The 21,648-nt window shown below is 59.3% G+C and carries 15 protein-coding genes and 1 pseudogene; 9 read left to right on the forward strand and 7 right to left on the reverse strand.

The window, feature by feature from the left end:
• Positions 1-96: 96 nt before the first annotated feature.
• Positions 97-177, forward strand: a pseudogene (locus CKW15_RS29000) (helix-turn-helix domain-containing protein); the annotation flags it as partial.
• A 199-nt stretch (positions 178-376) separates the two neighbouring features.
• On the opposite strand, the gene cysS reads toward CKW15_RS29000, so the two are convergent.
• Complete coding sequence (cysS, locus tag CKW15_RS03740) at positions 377-1,759, reverse strand: cysteine--tRNA ligase (RefSeq protein ID WP_095151624.1); 1,383 nt, start codon at positions 1,757-1,759, stop codon at positions 377-379.
• Positions 1,760-1,774: 15 nt separating this feature from the next.
• On the reverse strand, positions 1,775-3,472 hold the full coding sequence (locus CKW15_RS03745; RefSeq protein WP_095059566.1) for a glutamine--tRNA ligase/YqeY domain fusion protein: 1,698 nt from the start codon (positions 3,470-3,472) through the stop codon (positions 1,775-1,777).
• Between the two features lie 267 nt (positions 3,473-3,739).
• Here CKW15_RS03745 and CKW15_RS03750 point away from each other — a divergent pair, with 267 nt between their 5' ends.
• Both CKW15_RS03750 and lpxH read left to right on the forward strand, forming a co-directional pair.
• Positions 3,740-4,243, forward strand: coding sequence for a peptidylprolyl isomerase (locus CKW15_RS03750; RefSeq protein WP_095151625.1), 504 nt, complete (start codon positions 3,740-3,742; stop codon positions 4,241-4,243).
• Entirely contained in the window at positions 4,240-4,992 is a 753-nt protein-coding gene (lpxH, locus tag CKW15_RS03755) for a UDP-2,3-diacylglucosamine diphosphatase (RefSeq protein ID WP_095151626.1), read from the forward strand. Before CKW15_RS03750 ends, lpxH begins: the two co-directional genes overlap by 4 nt.
• A gap of 115 nt (positions 4,993-5,107) precedes the next feature.
• On the opposite strand, the gene CKW15_RS03760 is transcribed toward lpxH, so the two are convergent.
• The 3 genes from CKW15_RS03760 to CKW15_RS03770 form a co-directional block, all read right to left on the reverse strand.
• Positions 5,108-8,782: a translocation/assembly module TamB domain-containing protein gene (locus CKW15_RS03760; protein WP_095151627.1), complete on the reverse strand. Its 3,675-nt coding sequence runs from the start codon at positions 8,780-8,782 to the stop codon at positions 5,108-5,110.
• Positions 8,779-10,506, reverse strand: a complete 1,728-nt coding sequence (locus CKW15_RS03765; RefSeq protein WP_095151628.1) for an autotransporter assembly complex family protein — start codon at positions 10,504-10,506, stop codon at positions 8,779-8,781. Before CKW15_RS03765 ends, CKW15_RS03760 begins: the two co-directional genes overlap by 4 nt.
• Before the next feature lie 65 nt (positions 10,507-10,571).
• Positions 10,572-11,222: an N-acetyltransferase gene (locus CKW15_RS03770; RefSeq protein ID WP_095151629.1), complete on the reverse strand. Its 651-nt coding sequence runs from the start codon at positions 11,220-11,222 to the stop codon at positions 10,572-10,574.
• Positions 11,223-11,454: 232 nt separating this feature from the next.
• On the opposite strand from CKW15_RS03770, the gene xthA reads away from it, so the two are divergent.
• Both xthA and CKW15_RS03780 read left to right on the forward strand, forming a co-directional pair.
• Positions 11,455-12,267 carry an exodeoxyribonuclease III gene (gene xthA / locus CKW15_RS03775; protein WP_095059572.1) on the forward strand — a complete coding sequence of 271 codons (813 nt, stop codon included), beginning with the start codon at positions 11,455-11,457 and terminating at the stop codon, positions 12,265-12,267.
• Positions 12,268-12,383: 116 nt separating this feature from the next.
• Positions 12,384-13,724, forward strand: a complete 1,341-nt coding sequence (locus CKW15_RS03780) for a substrate-binding domain-containing protein (RefSeq protein ID WP_095151630.1) — start codon at positions 12,384-12,386, stop codon at positions 13,722-13,724.
• A 180-nt stretch (positions 13,725-13,904) separates the two neighbouring features.
• On the opposite strand, the gene CKW15_RS03785 is transcribed toward CKW15_RS03780, so the two are convergent.
• Positions 13,905-15,134: an acyl-CoA dehydrogenase gene (locus tag CKW15_RS03785; protein WP_095059574.1), complete on the reverse strand. Its 1,230-nt coding sequence runs from the start codon at positions 15,132-15,134 to the stop codon at positions 13,905-13,907.
• 164 nt (positions 15,135-15,298) lie between these two features.
• Here CKW15_RS03785 and CKW15_RS03790 point away from each other — a divergent pair, with 164 nt between their 5' ends.
• From CKW15_RS03790 to CKW15_RS03800, 3 genes are all read left to right on the forward strand, one after another.
• Positions 15,299-16,234: a LysR family transcriptional regulator gene (locus CKW15_RS03790; RefSeq protein WP_095059575.1), complete on the forward strand. Its 936-nt coding sequence runs from the start codon at positions 15,299-15,301 to the stop codon at positions 16,232-16,234.
• 149 nt (positions 16,235-16,383) lie between these two features.
• Positions 16,384-16,785, forward strand: a complete 402-nt coding sequence (locus CKW15_RS03795; RefSeq protein WP_057714129.1) for a MerR family DNA-binding transcriptional regulator — start codon at positions 16,384-16,386, stop codon at positions 16,783-16,785.
• 145 nt (positions 16,786-16,930) lie between these two features.
• A complete protein-coding gene (locus tag CKW15_RS03800) occupies positions 16,931-17,830 on the forward strand; it encodes a hydroxymethylglutaryl-CoA lyase (protein ID WP_095151631.1) in 900 nt (299 codons plus the stop codon).
• 664 nt (positions 17,831-18,494) lie between these two features.
• Here the strand turns inward: CKW15_RS03800 and CKW15_RS03805 are convergent.
• Positions 18,495-20,189, reverse strand: a complete 1,695-nt coding sequence (locus tag CKW15_RS03805) for an AMP-binding protein (RefSeq protein WP_095151632.1) — start codon at positions 20,187-20,189, stop codon at positions 18,495-18,497.
• Positions 20,190-20,476: 287 nt separating this feature from the next.
• Here CKW15_RS03805 and CKW15_RS03810 point away from each other — a divergent pair, with 287 nt between their 5' ends.
• A complete protein-coding gene (locus tag CKW15_RS03810) occupies positions 20,477-21,640 on the forward strand; it encodes an isovaleryl-CoA dehydrogenase (protein ID WP_095151633.1) in 1,164 nt (387 codons plus the stop codon).
• Positions 21,641-21,648: the final 8 nt, after the last annotated feature.

Raw genomic sequence — 21,648 nt, forward strand, 5'->3', positions numbered from 1 at the left:
AGTGCCCGAGGTGTACGTAAATTTGGCGAACGGCGCGACCTTGTAGGAGCTGGATTGCCAGCGATGGGGCCCGCCCTGTCAGAGCAGAATGGCTGCGGGGGGAATATTTCGTATCTGGCCAGGCGGTTGGGGGTTAGTCGCAATACCCTCTACAAACGGCTGCGCCAGACGGAATGATGGGTTGCCCGGACAGGCCCCATCGCTGGCAAGCCAGCTCCTACAGTGCCCGAGGTGTACGTGAATTTGGCGAACGGCGCGACCTTGTAGGAGCTGGCTTGCCAGCGATGACGCCCGCCCTGTCAGAGCAGAATTAGCGAGCAGCCCCTAAAAACAAAAACCCGCACAAGGCGGGTTTTGTTTGTAGCGACTACAGCAATCAGTCAGCCAGACGCCAGGTCGTGCCGCCCTTGCCGTCTTCCAGCACCACGCCCATGGCGGTGAGCTGGTCGCGGATGCGGTCGGATTCGGCCCAGTCCTTGTCGGCGCGTGCTGCCAGACGCGCGGCAATCAGCGCCTCGACTTCGGCTGCGTCCACGCGCCCTTCGGCACCGGCTTGCAGGAAGTCATCGGCTTCGAGTTGCAACACACCCAACACGCTGGCCAGTTCTTTCAAACGGGCTGCCAGACCGGCCGCTGCGTTCATATCGCTCTCGCGCAGGCGGTTGATCTCGCGGACCATCTCGAACAGCACCGCACAGGCTTCCGGCGTGCCGAAGTCGTCGTTCATCACCGTGGTGAAGCGCTCGACGAACGCTTCGCCGCCAGCAGGCGCGACAGTCGGCAGGCCTTTCAACGCGTGGTAGAAACGCTCGAGTGCGCCCTTGGCGTCCTTGAGGTTGTCTTCCGAATAGTTGATGGCGCTGCGGTAGTGACTCGACACCAGCAGGTAACGCACGACTTCCGGGTGGTACTTGTCGAGCACGTCGCGAATGGTGAAGAAGTTGTTCAAGGACTTGGACATCTTCTCGCCATTGATGCGAATCATGCCGCAATGCATCCACGCGTTGGCGTAGGTCTTGCCGGTGGCCGCTTCGCTCTGGGCGATTTCGTTTTCGTGGTGCGGGAACTCAAGGTCGCTGCCGCCGCCATGAATGTCGAAAGTCTCACCGAGGCAGCAGGTCGACATCACCGAGCATTCGATGTGCCAGCCCGGACGCCCGGCGCCCCACGGCGATTCCCAGCTCGGCTCGCCCGGTTTGGCGGCTTTCCACAGCACGAAGTCCAGCGGGTCCTGCTTGGACTCGTCGACTTCGATGCGCGCACCGATGCGCAGGTCTTCGATCTTCTTGCGCGACAGTTTGCCGTAGCCCATGAACTTGCCGACGCGGTAGTACACGTCGCCATTGCCCGGGGCGTAGGCGTAACCCTTGTCGATCAAGGTCTGGATCATCGCGTGCATGCCAGGGATGTGATCCGTGGCACGCGGTTCCATGTCCGGCTTCTTGATGTTCAGGCGCGCTTCGTCTTCGTGCATCGCCGCGATCATGCGCTCGGTCAACGCTTCGAACGATTCGCCGTTCTCGTTGGCCCGGTTGATGATCTTGTCGTCAATGTCGGTGATGTTGCGCACATAAGTCAGGTCGTAACCGCTGAAGCGCAACCAGCGTGTCACCAGGTCAAACGCAACCATGCTGCGGCCGTGGCCCAGGTGGCAGTAGTCGTACACGGTCATCCCGCAGACGTACATGCGCACGTTGTTGCCATCCAAAGGCTTGAAGACTTCTTTGCTCTTGGTGAGCGTGTTGTAAATGGTTAGCACGTTAACTTCCTTGAATCACTGGCCCCACGAATCACGCAAGGTCACGGTACGGTTGAATACCGGCTGACCTGGTTTCGAGTCCTTGATATCCGCGACGAAGTAACCTTCGCGCTCGAACTGGAAACGGTCTTCCGGCTGTGCGTTGCCCAGCGAAGGCTCCGCACGACAACCGGTGAGTACCTGCAGCGAATCAGGGTTGATGTTGTCCAGGAAACTGGCGCTGTCTTCGGCCTTCTCAGGGTTGGCCGAACGGAACAGACGATCGTACAGACGCACTTCGCACTCGACACTGGCCGCGGCCGGCACCCAGTGCACCACGCCTTTGACCTTGCGGCCTTCAGGGTTCTTGCCCAGGGTTTCCGGGTCGTACGAGCAACGCAGTTCGACGATGTTGCCATCGGCGTCCTTGATCGCTTCGTCGGCACGGATCACGTAGCTGCCACGCAGACGCACTTCACCGGCCGGTTCCAGGCGCTTGTAGCCCTTCGGCGGCTCTTCCATGAAGTCTTCACGGTCGATGTAGATTTCGCGAGCGAACGGCAGGACGCGCACGCCCATGTCTTCTTTCGGGTGGCATGGCAGTTCGAGGTTCTCGACCTGGCCTTCCGGGTAGTTGGTGATCACGACTTTCAGCGGTCGCAACACGCACATGGCACGCGGCGCGCTCTGGTCGAGGTCGTCGCGGATGCTGAATTCGAGCATGCCGAAGTCGACCACGCCGTCGGAACGGTTGGTGCCGATCATTTCGCAGAAGTTGCGGATCGATTTCGGCGTGTAGCCACGGCGACGGAAGCCCGACAGCGTGGACATGCGCGGGTCGTCCCAACCATGCACGTGCTTCTCATCGACCAGTTGCTTGAGCTTGCGCTTGCTGGTGATGGTGTAGTTCAGGTTCAGACGGCTGAATTCGTACTGGCGCGGGTTGGCCGGCACAGGCAAGTGCTCGAGGAACCACTCGTACAGCGGACGGTGGCTTTCGAACTCCAGGGTGCAGATCGAGTGGGTGATGCCTTCGATGGCGTCCGACTGACCATGGGTGAAGTCGTAGTTCGGGTAGATGCACCACTTGTCGCCGGTCTGGTGGTGATGCGCATGGCGAATGCGATACATGATCGGGTCGCGCAGGTTCATGTTCGGCGAGGCCATGTCGATCTTGGCGCGCAGTACGCGGGCGCCGTCCTTGAACTCGCCGGCCTTCATGCGGGCGAACCAGTCCAGGTTTTCTTCCACGGAGCGATCACGGAACGGGCTGTTCTTGCCTGGCTCGGTCAGGCTGCCACGGTATTCCTTGGCTTGCTCCGGGGTCAGGTCATCGACGTAGGCATTGCCGGATTTGATCAGCTCAACCGCCCAGTCGTGCAACTGGTCGAAATACTGCGAGGCGTAGCGCACTTCGCCGGACCATTCGAAGCCCAGCCATTTGACGTCGCTTTCGATCGCGTCGATGTATTCCTGGTCTTCCTTGGCCGGGTTGGTGTCGTCGAAACGCAGGTGCGTGACGCCGCCGAACTCCTGGGCCAGGCCGAAGTTCACGCAGATCGACTTGGCGTGGCCGATGTGCAGGTAGCCGTTGGGTTCAGGCGGGAAACGGGTAACGATCTGCGTGTGCTTGCCCGAGTCCAGGTCTGCCTGGATGATCGGCCGCAGGAAGTTGACCGGCACGGCAGGGCCGGTCTTGGCATTCGAGGTAGGGTCGACAGTGGGCTTGCTCATAGGATCCTTGAACGTACAAGTGCGTGGCCGTAATGAAGGCCGGACAAAACAAAGCCGCTATCATAGCCGATGCCGTCAAGTGCCTGACAGAGCGCACCCTGTAAACCGTCGTATTTAATAGGCTCTAAATGAAAAAACAGCCTCGAAATTCGCGCCCGGCACGCTAAACTGCGCACCTTGGCCGAGACAGGCTGAACCGGTGGCGGAACGTGAGGTTCCAACACCACGAATTCCTTTAATACGCTTCACCTCAAAAGAGTCCCGATCATGACCCAAGTCAAACTGACGACCAACCATGGCGACATCGTCCTCGAACTGAACGCCGATAAAGCCCCGATCACCGTGGCCAACTTCATCGAGTACGTTAAGGCCGATCACTACGAAAACACCGTTTTCCACCGTGTCATCGGTAACTTCATGATCCAGGGCGGCGGTTTCGAGCCAGGCATGAAAGAAAAGAAAGACAAGCGTCCAAGCATCCAGAACGAAGCTGACAACGGCCTCTCCAACGACAAGTACACCGTCGCCATGGCCCGCACCATGGAGCCGCATTCGGCTTCCGCGCAGTTCTTCATCAACGTGGCAGACAACAGCTTCCTCAACCACAGCGGCAAGAACACTCAGGGTTGGGGCTACGCGGTATTCGGTAAAGTGACCGCCGGCACCGACGTTGTCGACAAGATCAAAGGCGTGGCCACCACTTCCAAGTCCGGCCACCAGGACGTACCAGCAGACGACGTGATCATCGAGAAAGCCGAGATCATTGAGTGATATTGCTGATTTCAGATTTGCATCTGGAAGAGGAGCGCCCGGACATAACCCGGGCGTTTCTGGATTTGCTCGCCGGACGCGCCCGCTCGGCGAGTGCGTTGTACATTCTGGGCGACTTTTTCGAAGCGTGGATTGGCGACGACGCCATGACCCCTTTCCAGCGTTCCATCTGCCAGGCCCTGCGCGAGTTGAGCGACAGCGGCACGGCCATTTTTCTGATGCACGGCAATCGTGACTTCATGCTCGGCAAGGCTTTTTGCAAACAGGCCGGCTGTACCTTGTTGAAGGACCCGTGTGTCGTGCAATTCAACGGCGAGCCGGTGCTATTGATGCACGGCGACAGCCTTTGCACCCGCGACGTCGGCTATATGAAGTTGCGGCGTTACCTGCGCAACCCGATCACGCTGTTCATCCTGCGCCATTTGCCCTTGAGTACCCGCCATAAACTGGGCCGTAAGCTGCGCAGTGAAAGCCGTGCGCAAACACGGATGAAGGCCAATGACATCGTCGATGTCACGCCCGAGGAGATTCCGCGGATCATGCAGGAATACGGCGTGAAAACCCTGATCCACGGCCACACCCACCGCCCCGCCATCCACAAGTTGCAACTGGGCGAACAAGCGGCACGGCGCATTGTGCTGGGGGATTGGGACCGTCAAGGCTGGGCATTGCAGGTGGATGACAGCGGGTTTGCGCTGGCACCGTTCGATTTCACCCCGCCGCCGCAATTGCAGGCTCCCTCGATCTGACTGCCACACACAAAAACCTGTGGGAGCAGGCTCGCTCCCACATTTTATTGACCGTGTTCTGATCCGCTTCGCGGCCCAGCGGGAGCAAGCGCCCTCGCCACAGCACGGATACGGCTTAGAAATCCCGCTTGTAAAAGATGTCCAGCGAACTGGCCACACCGCTGGCGACTTCGAGGTAGACCTTTTTGCTCAGCTTGTAGCGCAGGCCGATGGTGTTGGCCGGTTCGAACACGCCGACGCCATAACGCAGGCTGAGCTTCTCCGAGATGTTGCCGCTAGCCACCACGCTGGTGGCGTTGCCGCTGCCCTCGGTGTCGAGCTGGAAGTCCTCGATCCCCAGGTTCTTGGCCAGCCCACCGGTCACCCCGGAGCTGCCCATCAGGCCCAACCCGAGTGCGGCCTGTGCCAGCATGTTGTTGTCTTCACCGTTGGTACTTAACGGACGTCCGAGCACCAGATAGGACAATGCCTGCTCCTGGCTCATGGCCGGTTCGGAGAAAATCTGCGTGGTCGGTTGCTCGGCGCTGCCGCTCAGACGAATACCGGCGATCACGTCGTCGGTCTGGCGAATCGCTTCGATGTCCAGATACGGCTGATCGATCGGTCCGGCAAACAGCAACCGCGCCCGGCGCACCGAAAGCCGCTGCCCATAGGCGCGATAACGACCGTCGTTGAGCCACAATTCACCCCGGGTGTCCATGTTGTCGCCGATGTGCACATGCCCCTGCACATTGGCGGTCAGGCCGAACCCGGCGAAGCTCAACTTCTCGTCACCGACCAGCACTTCGATGTCCATTTTCATCGCCAGCGGCGGCTTGCCCTCTTCGGTCTGCTGACCGACGATCACCGTGTCATCAGAGACTTTTACCGTCGATGGCGGCAACTCGCGAATGGTGATGTCGCCCTTGGGCACCAGCACTTTGCCGGCGATGGCCAACTCGTCACCCTTCATCGATATTTTCAGGTCCGGCGCCACTTCCAGCTTGGCGTAAGGCTCGACCGTCACGGGCAACTGCGAGCCCTTGAGCGCCAGATCCACCACCAGCGCCTGACCCCAGGCGATGTTGCCGTTCAAGGTCCCCTGCCCGCTCTTGCCGCTTTTCCAGCCGCCGTTCAGTTGCACGTTTTCGCCAGCGATGAGCGCTTGCAGGTTGAGGTTTTTGAGTTCCATCGGCAACTCGGGGCCGGAGACTTCGCCATCACTGAGCTGCAAGCTGCCATTGACCTGCGGCGCCAACAGACCACCGGAGATCGTACCGCTGCCATTCAAACGACCGGTCAATTTCTCGACCATGGGTACAAACGGTCGCGCCACCGACAGGTCCAGCCCATTCAAGCGGAATGAGCCCGACACTGGTTTGTTCTTGAGCAACGGATTGATCTGCGCCTGGAGCATCAGCTCGCCGAGCTTGGCACCGGCGAAATTGAGGTCGGTGTCGATACGTTTAGGCGTGAGTTTGCTGGTGAGTTTCAGGGTCTGGTACGGGAAATCGATCCACTGGTCTTTTTCCTTGATGCGCAACGTGCCACCGCTGGCGTCGACGCTGATCAGGCCATTCGGGCCGCTGGCCGGCAAGTCCAGTTGCAGGTCGGCATTGAGCCGACCCTGCCAGGCGAAATCCTTGGGCAGCCATTGGGCGAGGCTGTCGATGGGGAATTGCTTGAGGTGATAACGCAGTTTCGGCTCCGGCATCAGACGCGAATCTTCACCGCACAGGCTCGCCTGGCCGGACGCCCAGCAATGGGCGCCAAAGTTGATTTTACCGTCCGCCAGGCGTTCGAGTTTCGCCGGACCTTGCAGCTTCCAGTCCTGCCCACCAGCTTGAATCTCACCACTCGCCAGCCGCCCGCGCCAGTCGCCTTTGTCCAGCGCACCGTCCAGCCCCAGGGCCAGTTTCAGCGTCGGCCCTTGCAGGTCGAGGGCGAGTTTCTGATGCTTGATGTCGCCCTGACCGCTGGCCGTCAATGTCCCGAATGACGTGTCACCGGCCTGGATGCCGCTGCCCTTGAGGTCGATTTTCGCCCGTTGCGCACTGTCGAGGGTGGCGTCGAGGTTCAGGCTTTGCAGGCGATTGTCCTGGAACACCAATTGCGTGCCTTGCAGCCCGAGCTTGCCCTGTGGCGCTTTGAGCGTACCGGCGACATCCACGCGGCCATTGATCTGGCCGCGCAGTTCGGGCCAGAGTTGAGCCAAACGCGTCAGTTTGATATCGATCTGCCCGGCGAGCTTCTGTTGCAGGCTGCCCTTGCCGGTGATGCTGTTATCGCCGAGGCGGATTTGCAGCGCGTTGAGGTTCCATTGCTCGCCAACGCCATCGGCCTTGGCCTGGATCACCGCCGGTTGGCCACGCAATTTACCTTTCAGGTCCAGGTCGGCGTTGAGGCTGAGCGTTTCATTTTTCATCTCGCCTTTACTGCGCAACGGCCCCGCCAGCGTGCCCGGCAACTCCGCGACCCAGTACGCCGGGTTGATGGCCGACAGGTCCAGCGCGGTGTCCCAGGCAATGCCATCGGCGAATTGCAGGTTCAGATGGCCTTCGGCCTTGCCCTGCCCGGCCTGGAGTTGAATCTGTTGCAGGTAGATTTTGCTCAGGTCGCCGGCGAACGGGCTCGCCAACGTGAAGGCACCCGCCGGGCCATCTGCAGCGGCCTCAAAATGACCGAGGTACTTGCCGTCGGTGTAGGACACCTCACCGTTGAAGCGGCGCAACGCCACTTCCGGCTCATCGATCAGCGGATACAACCGGTGCCACGGGAAGTCCAGCCAGTCGATTTTAGCTTCGGCGCTCAGGGCTTTGCTCCAATCCAGTTGCCCGGTGAGCTTGAGGCTTTGTTTGTCGTTGGCGATCAGGTCCAGCGCGGCGATTTGTGCGCCGTTGGCGTCGACTTTGCCTTGCAGCGCCAGTGCGACCGGGCCTTTCTCTGCCGGCAAACTCGCCTTGCCTTGTAGCGCGTAACCGTTTTTCAGGTCGCCAGCGCCTGTCAGTTCCAGTTGATTGAGTTGCAGGGTATCTGGCAGATCGGCACTCGGCTTGAAGCCATCGGCGGTGATGCGCACTTTGGCCGGCAGGTTTTCCACCAGCGGTTGCAGTTCACCGGTCAGTTGCCCATTGAGATAGCCGCTGCTGTCGGCTTTCAGGTTCAAGGTTTTCAGCAGGTCGCCATCGACCTTGAGCGCCAGTGCCCACGGCTCGGTGCCCGGTGAAGGCAGGGTCAGTTTGCCCTCAACCTTGAGCGGCCAGTTGCCCGTCGGTTGCAACAGGCCGGACAGGTTCAGGCTCAGTTCATCGCGCTGCAATTTCACTGAGTCGATCTGCAAGCCGTTGACCGTCCAGTGCGCCGCCAGTTGCAAACCCTTGAGTTCTTCGCTGCCGTTGAACAGCAGGCTGCCGACCTGAATGTCTCCCAGTTCGAGCGCCACCGGCAGATTCAAATCCGGAAGACTGATGGGCCCGCTACTTTTTTCTTCGACACCGGGAGGAAATTGCAGGCTGACCTGATCGGCCTTCAACTGCTCGATACACAACGTCATGCGCGTCAGGCACAAGGGCGACCAGGCGAAAATGACTTTGCTCAGTTCAACCCGGCTGCTGTCCTGCTGCCACAGCACGCGATCGGCGCTCCACTGGCCGCCCAACCGGCCCTGAAAATTGTCCAGGGTCAAACCCGGTACGAAACCCAATGCCCAGCGGCTGCCCGTTGCTGTGCCCAATACCGTGGCCAGCGTCAAAACCACCAACATCAACAATGCCGGAATCGCCAGCAGCGTTACTTTCAAGCCACGATTCACAGCTCAGGCCCCATGGAAAAGTGCAATCGAATACCGCCATCGTCGTCCAGTGCATGGGCCAGGTCGAGGCGGATCGGCCCCACCGGTGACACCCAGCGCACGCCGATACCGACCCCGGTCTTGAGGTTCGGCAATTCAAGCGTATTAAAAGAGTTGCCCTGGTCAACGAACGTCGCGACCCGCCACTTTTCGGCGACCGAGTATTGATACTCCGCGCTCGCGGCAACCATGTAACGGCCGCCGATGCGGTCGCCTTCGTTGTTTTCCGGCGACAGGCTTTGATAATCGTAACCGCGCACGCTCTGATCGCCACCAGCGAAGAAACGCAGCGAGGGCGGTATGGACTTGTAGCCATTGGTGGCACTGCCACCGACCTGCACCCGCCCGAGGAAACGGTGCTTATCGAACACAGTAGTCAGGCCTTTGACCAGCGCGGTGCCGTAAAGCAGGTTGTTGTCGGAGCCCAGCCCTTCTTTCGCCACTTTGGACTCGAATTGCAGGCGATAGCCATTGTGCGGGTCAATGCGGTTGTCACTTTTCAGGTAGGAATAGCTCACGCCAGGCATCAGCAACGTACTCGACCCAGCGTCGTCACCCAGTGAGTAATCCTCACGCTGCCATTTCAACGACACCACGCGCTTCCAGCCACTGGGCAATTTGCTGTGCCATTCCGGGCCGATACTCAGCAGCTCGCTGTGGGTGTCGGTGCCGGCGATGTCTTCGTTCTGGTAACCACCGGCAAACCGCAGTTTGTCGGTCAGGGGCGGATCCAGCGGAATGTCATAGAACAGGCCGACGTTTTGCCGGGGCGCCGAGACTTCGGTTTCCCAGCCATAACTGTGTCCTTGCGGATTGACCCAGTGCCGGGTCCAGTTAGCCTTGACCCGCGGCCCGACGTCGGTGGAGTAACCGAGGCCGAGGCCCATGGTCCGGGGCTTGCGGGTATCCAGTTCGACGTCCACCGGGATGACATTGTCTTTGGACGCCGCAGGCGCTGCGTCCACGCGCACACTTTCGAAGTAGCCGCTCGATTGCAGGTTCTGATTGAGTTCGGCGATCAATTCCGAGTCGTACGGTTCACCGGCCTTGAACGGCACCATGCGTTGCAGCAAGCCTTCGTCGAACGGCGAGTCGCCCTTGAATCCGACGTTGCCAAAGGCATAGCGCGGGCCGCTGTCGTAGATCAGTTCGATATCGGCGACACCGGCACGCGGGTCCACCGACAATTTTGAGCGCGTGAAATGACCGCTGAAGAAGCCGTAACGCGACGCCTGGTTCTGGATCAACCGTTTGGCGTCTTCGTAATGCCCGTGATTGAGCACCGCGCCAGTTTTGAGGGCATCACTATTGGGAACACGAAAGGACTTGAGGGCGGCAGCAGGACCGTCGATGCGCACCGTGACGTTGCGCAAGTGCACCGGTTCACCCGGGTCGATGGTCAGTATCAGGCGCGGCTTGTCGCCGTCCTTCACGTCACTGTCAATCTGCGGCTGGTAATAGCCCAAGGCCTGGGCGGCCTTGCGCGCCTGTTCCTCGGCGCCACGACTGAAGCGCTGCAAGGCTTCTTCGTCACGATCACCGAGACTGCCGATATAGCCCTCTATATTGGCCTTCAGTTCATCGTTGGACGGTTTGATCCGCACATCCAACTCACTTTGCGCCAGCGCCGTGCAGCTGGAAATCAGCATTAGCACGCCACTGGTAATTTTTCCTGGAAACTTCATAGGCGCGAATGCTATCACGAGCTTGAGAGCGCGATAGAGCCTTCAGCGCGCAAAAAGTTCGCTGTCTAGCCGGTTGCTGCCTGTAACACCTGCGGATTGGGATGAAAAAATACGTGCTCGCGGATAGGCCCTATCGCGACCTCGCCAATTTCTTCATAACCCTGGCGCTTGTAAAAATCCAGATAGCGAGGGTTGCCGGTATCGAGGATCACACCCTGAGAGCTCTCATCCACCGCGCACCAGTTATGCACGGCTTGCAACAGTTGTTCGCCGAAATGTTTGCCCTGAAACTGCGGATGCACGCCCAGCAATGGCAGGACATGCACCGAGTCGTTCGGCACGCACGCCGCCACAGCATCGTGATACTCAAGGTAGCGCCGAGTGCAGCGAAAACCGGTACTGAGCACCATGCGCAGACGCCAGGCCCAGCTTTCAGTGATACCCAGGCGTCGTTGTGGCGGGGCGATCAGGGCGATGCCGATCAAGCGATCGTTGACCAACAGGCCGATGGCCGGCAGATCCTGAAGAAAATGCTGCGTGACCAGTTCGCGCACGGTGGCGCGGACCCGCTGTTCATAACCGGGACGTTCGGCTTCGAACAGGTAGGCGAATGTCGGTTCATGCCGGTAAGCCTGATACAACAAAGAGCGCGCTTCGCGGGCATAGCCGCTGTCGAGCATGTGAATATCAGCGATGGCGGTCGAGGCTTCGGGCATGACGGTCGTTCTCCCCGGCACAGCTCGAACGGCTGCGCTCTTGTTGTTACGAGCTCATTTGGGCGGACACAGTTCCTGGCGGATCGGAATTGAGTGTAGGCAATGAAATGGCCTTCGCGAGCAGGTTCGCTGCCAATACATTGCTGACAGACAAAGGCGAATCCCCTCACCCCAACTCTGGCCCGATTCCTACATGTCAGCTAGCATCGCCCTTTTGCCAGGACTGCCGACCATGAAGATCGTCTCCTTCAACATCAACGGGCTGCGCGCCCGTCCCCATCAGCTGGCGGCGCTGATCGAAAAACATCAGCCCGACGTGATCGGGCTGCAGGAAACCAAGGTCCACGACGAACAGTTCCCGCTGGCCGAGGTTCAGGCATTGGGCTATCACGTGTATTTCCACGGGCAAAAGGGCCACTACGGTGTCGCCCTGCTCTCGCGCCAGGAGCCGCTGGCCCTGCACAAAGGTTTCGCCACCGATGAAGAAGACGCCCAACGGCGTTTCATCTGGGGCACTTTCGCCGACGCCAATGGCGTGCCGGTGACCATCATGAACGGCTATTTCCCACAGGGAGAAAGCCGCGACCATCCGACCAAATTCCCGGCCAAGCAGCGTTTCTACAACGACTTGCAGCACTTGCTGGAAAGCCAGTTCAAGAACGATCAACCGCTGGTGGTGATGGGCGACGTGAACATCTCCCCGGAAGACTGCGACATCGGCATCGGCCCGGACAACATGAAGCGCTGGCTGAAAACCGGCAAATGCAGCTTCCTGCCGGAAGAGCGCGAGTGGATGGCACGCCTGAAGAATTGGGGCCTGACTGACAGCTTCCGGCACCTGAACCCGGAAGTGGCGGATGTCTTCAGCTGGTTCGACTACCGCAGCCGTGGTTTTGAGGACGTGCCCAAGCGCGGGCTGCGTATCGACGTGATCCTCGCGTCCCACGGTCTGTTGCCACGGGTCAAAGCGGCCGGCGTCGACTACGAACTGCGCGGTATGGAAAAACCTTCGGATCATGCGCCGATCTGGCTCGAATTGAGCTAAAAAGCAAAAGATCGCCGCCTGCAAAATCCTGCAGGCTGCGATCTTTTGACTGTCATCTTTCAGCAACCTCACTGACTTAATCTCCCGACACCTCCTTTGCTATATAAGGTGCCGGCATGATGCTGCGCGTGCTGTTCCTGTTGACACTCAGCCTTGGCTTGCCGCCGTTGGTCTCGGCCGACAATTTGCCGACGCCCGAGCACGGCCCGGTGCTGCGCATTCAGGGCTCCAATACCATTGGCGCAGCGTTGGGTCCGGCGCTGGTCGAAGGGTTGCTGCGTGAACAAGGTCTGCGCAATGTTCATCGCGAGCCCGCAGACACGGCCAACGAACTACGTATCGTGGGTGAAACCGGGCAAGGCCGACCAGTCATCGTGGAGTTGGCGGCCCACGGCTCCAGCACCGGTTTTACCGCACTGAAAACCGGCACCGCCGATCTCGCCGCCTCGTCGCGTTCGATCAAGGACAGCGAACTGGCCAGCCTCGAACCCCTGGGCGATCTGAAAACTCCCACGGCCGAACAGGTCATCGCCATCGACGGCCTGGCGATCATCCTTCATCCGGACAATCCGCTGCATCAACTCGACACCACACAATTGGCGCGTATTTTCAGTGGCGACGCCAAAACCTGGGAAGAAGTCGGCGGACACGGTGGGACGATTCATCTGTATGCGCGGGATGATCAATCCGGTACGTACGACACGTTCAAGGATCTGGTCCTTGATGGCCGCGGGAAAACGCTGAGCAGCACCGCCAAACGCTTCGAATCCAGCGAACAACTGTCAGACGCTGTCAGCGCAGACCCGCAAGGCATCGGCTTTATCGGCCTGCCCTATGTGCGCCAGGCCAAAGCCGTCGCCATCATCGACGGCCAATCCCAAGCCATGCTGCCGCTCAATAGCCTGATCGCCACGGAAGACTATCCGCTGTCCCGTCGTTTGTTCTTTTACCTGCCGCCGACCGGGAAAAATCCCTGGGCCCAAGCGTTGGTGGACTACACCCAGAGCAGCAAAGGGCAAGCGATTGTCGCCGCCAACGGATTTATCGCCCAGACCGTCCAGGCCATGACCGTCACGCCGAATGCGCTGATGCCCGAGGGCTACCAGTCCCTCAGCCGTCATGCCCAGCGCCTGTCGGTGAACTTTCGCTTCGAAGAAGGCAGTGCCAGCCTGGACAACAAGGCGCGGCAGGACCTGACACGGGTGCTCGACTATATAAAGCAGCACGATAAAACGGCTGGGCAAGTGACACTGGTGGGGTTTGGTGATGCCAAGAGTGACCCGGCTCGCGCCGATCTGCTGTCGAAACTGCGGGCCATGGCGGTGCGGCGGGAGTTGGTGAAGGACGGCGTAGTGTTCCGCGAGATTCGCGGATTCGGCGCCGAAATGCCGGTGGCTGCCAACAGCAAGGATGAGGGGCGGATCAAGAATCGACGGGTTGAGGTTTGGGTGTATTGAATTGCAATGCGAACAAATGTGGCGAGGGGGCTTGCCCCCGTTGGAACGCGAAGCGGGCCTGAAACCATCCACCGTGTTTAATCTGAAACTACTCGGTGGATGGTTCACGACTGCTTCGCAGCCGAACGGGGGCAAGCCCCCTCGCCACAAAAGCTCATTGACTACAATGAATCTGAATGATCAGTGCCCGCTGCGCATCATCTCTTTCGGCACATATTTGCCGATCTCGAATTTACCGATCGCCGCGCGGTGCACTTCGTCCGGGCCATCGGCCAGGCGCAGGGTGCGTTGCATCGCATACATGTAGGCCAGTGGGAAATCGTTGGAAACCCCTGCCCCGCCATGAATCTGGATCGCCCGGTCGATCACCCGCAAGGCCACGTTCGGCGCCACCACCTTGATCTGTGCGATTTCGCTCTTGGCCACTTTGTTGCCAACGGTGTCCATCATGTACGCCGCTTTTAATGTCAACAGGCGCGCCATGTCGATTTCCATCCGCGAGTCGGCGATCTTGTCGATGTTGCCGCCCAGGCGAGCCAGCGGTTTGCCGAACGCGGTGCGATTCACCGAGCGTTTGCACATCAGCTCCAACGCGCGCTCGGCCATGCCGATCGAACGCATGCAGTGGTGAATCCGCCCTGGGCCAAGGCGACCTTGAGCGATTTCGAAGCCGCGTCCTTCGCCCAACAGGACGTTTTCGTACGGCACCCGGACATTTTCAAAGTGCACTTCGGCGTGACCGTGAGGTGCATCGTCGTAACCGAACACGGGCAGCGGGCGCACGATCTTCACACCAGGCGCATCCACCGGCACCAGAATCATCGAGTGCTGGGCGTGACGCGGTGCGTCGGGATTGCTCAGGCCCATGAAGATCAGGATCTTGCAGCGCGGGTCGCAAGCGCCGGAAGTCCACCATTTCTTACCGTTGATGACCCACTCGTCACCGTCACGCACAGCACGGGCGGCCATGTTAGTGGCGTCGGAGGACGCGACGTCCGGCTCGGTCATGGCGAAGGCCGAGCGGATCTCGCCACGCAGCAGGGGTTCGAGCCAACGCTGCTTTTGCTCTTCGTTGGCGTAACGCACCAACACTTCCATGTTGCCGGTGTCCGGCGCCGAGCAGTTGAACGGCTCAGGCCCCAGCAGTGAGCGGCCCATGATTTCCGCCAACGGCGCATATTCAAGGTTGGTCAGCCCGGCGCCCAGCTCGGACTCAGGCAGAAACAAATTCCACAGGCCTTCAGCCTTGGCCTTGAGTTTCAGTTCTTCCATGATCGCGGTCGGCTGCCAGCGATCGCCTTCGGCGACCTGACGTTCGAACACCGCTTCGGCGGGGTAAACGTAGGTGTCCATGAACGCAGTCACGCGCTCACGCAGTTCCTGAACCTTGGGCGAATAAGCGAAATCCATGAGCGAGATACCTTCTTGGGGGAGGTTGTTTAGGTCATGTATCGATGCTAGAACAGCGTTGATAATTTACCTAGCCTATTCTCGGCGTGTATAAACATTCATCACCGATATATGATCGGCTGATCTTCAAGGCCAGCCCGTCCACACAATAAGAGTGCCGCGCAATGAATCTGAGCAAGGTCGACCTGAACCTTTTCATCGTCTTCGACGCGATCTATACCGAAGCGAACCTGACCCGTGCGGGGCAAATCGTGGGCATCACCCAGCCAGCCGTCTCGAACGCTCTGGCCCGCCTGCGCGAGACCTTCAACGACCCTTTGTTCGTGCGTACCGCCCAGGGCATGGTGCCCACACCGATGGCGCAGAACATCATCGGCCCGGTGCGCAACGCCCTCTCGCTGCTGCGCATCTCCGTACAGGAAAGCCGCATTTTCAACCCGCAACAGGCGAACAAGACCTACCGCATCAGCATGACCGACCTCACGGAAGCAGTGATCCTACCGCCGCTGTTCCAGCGCCTGCGTCGTCTCGCGCCGACGGTGATCATTGAAAGTTTCCTGTCCAAGCGCCGCGAAACCACCAAGGAGCTGGCAGCCGGTCGCCTCGATTTCGCCGTGGATGCGCCGCTCAACACCGACCCGCAGGTTCGCCACGTCAAATTGATGGAAGACCGCTACGTGTGTGCCATGCGCAAGGGGCATCCGCTGGCGGGCAAGGAAAAGCTCACCCTCGATGATTACCTGGGGCTGACCCATATCCATATTTCCAGCCGTCGCAGCGGCCTTGGTTATGTTGACCTCGCGCTGGGCAAGATGGGTATCCAGCGCAAGATCGCCCTGCGCTCTCAGCATTATTTGATGGCATCACAAGTGATGCAGCAGACGGACATGGTCATGACCGTGCCGGAGCGCTTTGCCCGTCGCAATGAGCTGCACGCCTTCAATCTGCCGGTCAACGACGTGCCGCCGGTGGAGACGCACCTGTACTGGCATGAAAGCACCGACCAGGATCCGGCCAACCGCTGGATGCGCGAACAAATGATCGAGTTGTGCCAGCAGGTGACGGCGCATGAGAAGAAGTTCGACGCTAAAATGGTGTAAAGCCATTCAAAAGATCGCAGCCTGCGGCAGCTCCTACACGGATATGCATTTTCCTGTAGGAGCTGCCGCAGGCTGCGATCCTTTTCGCCCCTTGACGTAAACGTCAACCTGCCATTAGCTTAGCGCCATGACCTTTCGTGAGCGCTTCCATGAGCAGCCAGACCTACAGCATTTCCGACCTCGCCCGCGAGCTCGACATCACCACCCGCGCCATTCGCTTTTATGAAGAGCAAGGCCTGCTCAGCCCCGAACGCCGTGGTCAGGAACGCATCTATTCGCCCCGTGACAAGGTCAGCCTGAAGCTGATCCTGCGGGGCAAGCGCATTGGCTTCTCCCTGGCCGAATGCCGTGAGTTGATCGAACTCTACGACCCGTCCAGCGGTAACACCAAGCAACTGCACAGCATGCTGGCGAAAATCAGCGAGCGCCGGGAGCAGCTTGAACAGCAAATGCTCGATATCGAGCAGATGAAACTGGAACTCGATACGGCGGAAGAGCGCTGCGTGCAGGCGCTGGAGCAGACGCTCAAAAGCCAGGAAGTCATTCAGTAAAACCCGGCCCCTGTAGGAGCGAGCCTGCTCGCGATGGTCGTTAACGATAACGCGTGCTTGCTGAATAACCGCGGTGGCTGGGAGCCCATCGCGAGCAGGCTCGCTCCTACAGGGCTCTTCGAACAATCAGCACAGGTCGATCCCCATGTCCCTTCCCTCCCACGTTCGCATTGTCGAAGTCGGCCCCCGCGACGGTCTGCAAAATGAAGCCCAACCCATCAGTGTTACCGACAAGGTGCAACTGGTCGACGCACTGACCGCCGCCGGGCTCGGCTATATAGAAGTCGGTAGCTTCGTGTCGCCCAAGTGGGTGCCGCAGATGGCAGGGTCCGCCGAGGTTTTCGCGCAGATTCAGCGCAAGCCCGGTGTGGTCTACGGCGCACTCGCCCCCAATTTGCGCGGTTTTGAAGATGCCCTCGCAGCCGGGGTCAAGGAAGTGGCCGTATTCGCGGCGGCATCCGAGGCGTTTTCGCAGCGCAACATCAATTGCTCGATCAGCGAAAGCCTGGAGCGTTTCGTACCGATCATGGACGCCGCCAGACAGCACGGCGTGAGTGTGCGCGGTTACGTGTCGTGCGTGCTGGGCTGCCCTTATGAAGGTAACGTCGCCCCGGAACAGGTCGCCGTCGTCGCTCGCGAGCTCTACGCCATGGGCTGCTATGAAGTGTCCCTGGGCGACACCATCGGTACCGGCACGGCTGGCGCGACCCGCCGGATGTTCGACGTGGTATCGGCCGATGTGCCCCGGGACAAACTGGCGGGGCATTTCCACGATACCTATGGCCAGGCGGTCGCCAACATCTATGCAAGCCTGCTGGAAGGCATCGCGGTGTTCGACAGCTCCATCGCGGGGCTCGGCGGCTGCCCTTACGCCAAGGGCGCCAGCGGTAACGTTGCCACCGAGGACGTGGTTTACCTGCTCAACGGCCTGGGTATTCAGACCGGAATCGACCTGGATGCCCTGATCCGTGCCGGTCAGCAGATCTGCAACGTGCTGGGGCGGCCTACCGGTTCTCGGGTGGCCAAGGTACGTAGCGCGCAATAAGTGGGGGGAATATGTCCGGGTGTTACCGCTGTGGTCCGAAACGTGGGCAAAAGCGAGTAACACGGAAACAAAATATAGGGGATTACCTGAGAGGCAAAATCCCGATAAAACCCAAAGCATTGATTTTAAAGGGTTTTAAAAAGTTGGCACGGCTCCTGCTATATCTATCGCACAACAAGAATAAAAAAAATTGCAGCAACCCTAATAAAAACAAAACGTAACGACTCTGACATAACAAAAACAACACGGCAGAGACGCAGCTAACAGATTTTTTTGGAGAAGATGTGCTTTTCAGGGTGCTTTTCGGAGTTACCCGCAACCGGACAGAGAACAATAAAACTACCCTCAGGTAGCTCCCGTACTGGTTGGATCGCTCAGCGAAAAAGTAGATCAGCGCTCAAAAAAATACGTTTGCTCTTGATCCCGAATGGGGGTCGCAAAAAAACAGCGGTAAAGGGCAACGGTTGCCAAAAACAAAAACAGACCGACCCTCAATAATAAAAAAAGAGCACGCGCAACGACAAATTAAAGGGGAGCTTCGGCTCCCCTTTGTGCTGTCTGCGATTTGGAATTCTCGATCCCGTAGGAGCTGGCTTGCTGGCGATGAACGATGACGCAGTCTGTCTGATGGACCGCGGCGCGCGCATCGCCAGCAAGCCGGCTCCTACGGGATCGCTTTGAGCTCCGCGACGCTGATTTCACGCATCCGGAATTTCTGGATCTTGCCGGTTACCGTCATCGGAAACTCTTCCACAAACTTGAAGTAGCGCGGCGTCTTGTAGTGCGCGATGCGCTCCTTGCACCAGGTTTGCAGCTCTTGCTCGGTGGCGCTGTGGCCCGGATGGAACTTGATCCAGGCAACGATCTCTTCGCCATAACGCGAGCAAGGAATGCCAATCACCTGCACGTCAGCAACGGCCGGGTGAGTGAAGAAGAATTCTTCCAGCTCCCGTGGGTAAACATTCTCACCGCCACGGATGATCATGTCCTTGTTACGTCCGGCGATGCACACGTAACCCTCCTCATTCATGCTCGCCAGATCACCGGTGTGCATCCAGCCGGCCTGATCAATGGCTTCTGCCGTACCTTCGGGGTTGTTCCAGTAACCGAGCATCACACTGTAACCACGCGTGCACAGCTCGCCGATGGTTCCGCGGGGCACAAGGTTGCCCGACTCATCGATGATCTTGCTTTCAAGTTGCGGTTGAGTGCGGCCGACGGTGGTCACGCGCAGTTCCAGGTCGTCTGAAGGACCGGTCTGCAAAGACACCGGACTGGTTTCCGTCATGCCGTAGGCAATCTGCACTTCGCTCATGTGCATTTCGCTGATGACCCGGCGCATCACCTCGATAGGACAGGTTGCGCCCGCCATGATCCCGGTGCGCAACGTCGACAGGTCGAACTCGGCACGCTGCGGCTGATCCAGCATGGCGATGAACATGGTTGGCACGCCGTAGAGCGCTGTAGCCTTTTCTTCAGCGACCGTGCTCAGCGTCAGCAACGGGTCAAATGCATCGTTCGGGTAAATCATGGTGCTGCCGTGGGTCATGCAGCCAAGGTTGCCCATGACCATGCCAAAACAGTGATACAGCGGCACTGGAATCACCAGGCGATCATCGGCCGTCAGCCCGAGACTTTCGCCGACCATGTAACCGTTGTTGAGAATATTGTAGTGACTGAGGGTCGCGCCCTTGGGAAAACCGGTGGTACCGGAGGTGTACTGAATGTTTACGGGTTGGTCGAAGTGCAGACTGTCCTCGCGCTGGCGCAACTGCTCGACCGAAACGCTGCCCGCCAGATCGGCCAGTTGCGACCACGGCAGGAAACCATTCGGCGGTTGCACATCCAGGCTGATGACGCCGCGCAGATCAGGCAAGCGCTCGCACTGCAATTGGCCAATGGATTGTTCTGCCAGCTCCGGCACCAGGCCTTGCAACATCGCGTGATAGTTGGACGTCTTGAAGGCCCCGGCGCACACCAGCCATTGGCAGCCGGACTGCTTCAACACGTACTCGAGTTCGGAACTGCGGTAGGCGGGATTGATGTTGACCAGGATCACGCCGATTTTCGCGGTGGCGATCTGCGTTATGCACCATTGCGCGCAATTCGGCGCCCAGATACCGAGACGATCCCCGGCTTGCAGGCCCAGCGTCAGCAATGCTCTGGCATGCAGGTCCGCCGCGTCCGCCAGTTGTCGCCAGGTGTAGCGCAGCTGTTGATGGCGTACGACCAACGCCTCTGCGCTCGCGTACTTCGCAACCGTGTTGTCGAAGGCCTGGCCGATGGTCATCGCCAGCAAGGCTTTGTCCTGAGAACCGCGGGTGTAACTGCGCTGCGAACTTGCACTGGGTTGATCCATGACGACCCCTATTGTCTTTATTGATGGGCTACCAGCGGCGATCTGTACCTGTTTCTGTAGGAGCGAGCTTGCTCGCGATGGACATCAGAACAAAGCGCTCAACCAGACAAAACGCATCATCGTTGACGCCCATCTCGAGCAAGCTCGACTCCTACAGAATCACCCAAGTTGACGTTAACGTAAAGGGCGATTGACAGCCATTCGTCACAGGCTTACGTTAACGTAAAGGTGAGAGCTGTAGCACTGCCCTCCCCCCCCCCCCTACAAAAAAGCCAAAAAGGTGACCCATGAGCTACCCATCCCTGAACTTTGCCCTCGGTGAAACCATCGACATGCTGCGCGATCAGGTTCGGTCCTTCGTCGCTAAAGAGATCGCCCCGCGCGCCGCTCAGATCGACATCGACAACCTGTTCCCCGCTGACCTGTGGCGCAAATTCGGCGACATGGGCCTGCTGGGCATTACCGTGCCGGAAGAGTACGGCGGTGCCGGCCTGGGTTATCTGGCTCACGTTGTCGCGATGGAAGAAATCAGCCGTGGTTCGGCTTCGGTAGCGCTGTCCTACGGCGCGCATTCCAACCTCTGCGTCAACCAGATCAACCGCAACGGCACTCACGAACAGAAATCCAAATACCTGCCAAAACTGATCAGCGGCGAACACATCGGCGCCCTGGCCATGAGCGAGCCGAATGCCGGTTCCGACGTGGTTTCGATGAAACTGCGTGCCGACAAACGTGGCGACAAGTACTTGCTCAACGGCAGCAAAACCTGGATCACCAACGGTCCGGATGCCAACACTTACGTGATTTACGCCAAAACCGACCTGGAGAAAGGCCCCCACGGCATCACCGCTTTCATCGTCGAGCGCGACTGGAAAGGCTTCAGCCGCAGCAACAAGTTCGACAAGCTCGGCATGCGCGGTTCGAACACCTGCGAACTGTTCTTTGATGACGTCGAAGTGCCGGAAGAAAACATCCTCGGCGTGCTCAACGGTGGTGTGAAAGTGCTGATGAGCGGCCTCGACTACGAACGCGTCGTGCTGTCCGGCGGCCCTACCGGGATCATGCAAGCCTGTATGGACCTGATCGTGCCGTACATCCACGACCGCAAGCAGTTCGGCCAAAGCATCGGCGAATTCCAGCTGATCCAGGGCAAAGTCGCCGACATGTACACCCAACTCAACGCCAGCCGCGCTTATCTGTACGCCGTGGCCCAGGCCTGCGAACGTGGCGAAACCACACGCAAGGACGCTGCCGGCGTGATCCTCTACAGCGCCGAACGCGCCACGCAAATGGCCCTCGACGCGATCCAGATTCTCGGCGGCAACGGCTACATCAACGAATTCCCGGCCGGCCGACTGCTGCGTGACGCCAAGTTGTACGAAATCGGCGCGGGCACCAGTGAGATTCGTCGCATGCTGATCGGTCGCGAACTGTTCAACGAAACCCGCTAAACGGAGCT

Origin of the sequence: Pseudomonas sp. Irchel s3b5 (assembly GCF_900187435.1) — a bacterium.
Classification (GTDB): domain Bacteria; phylum Pseudomonadota; class Gammaproteobacteria; order Pseudomonadales; family Pseudomonadaceae; genus Aquipseudomonas.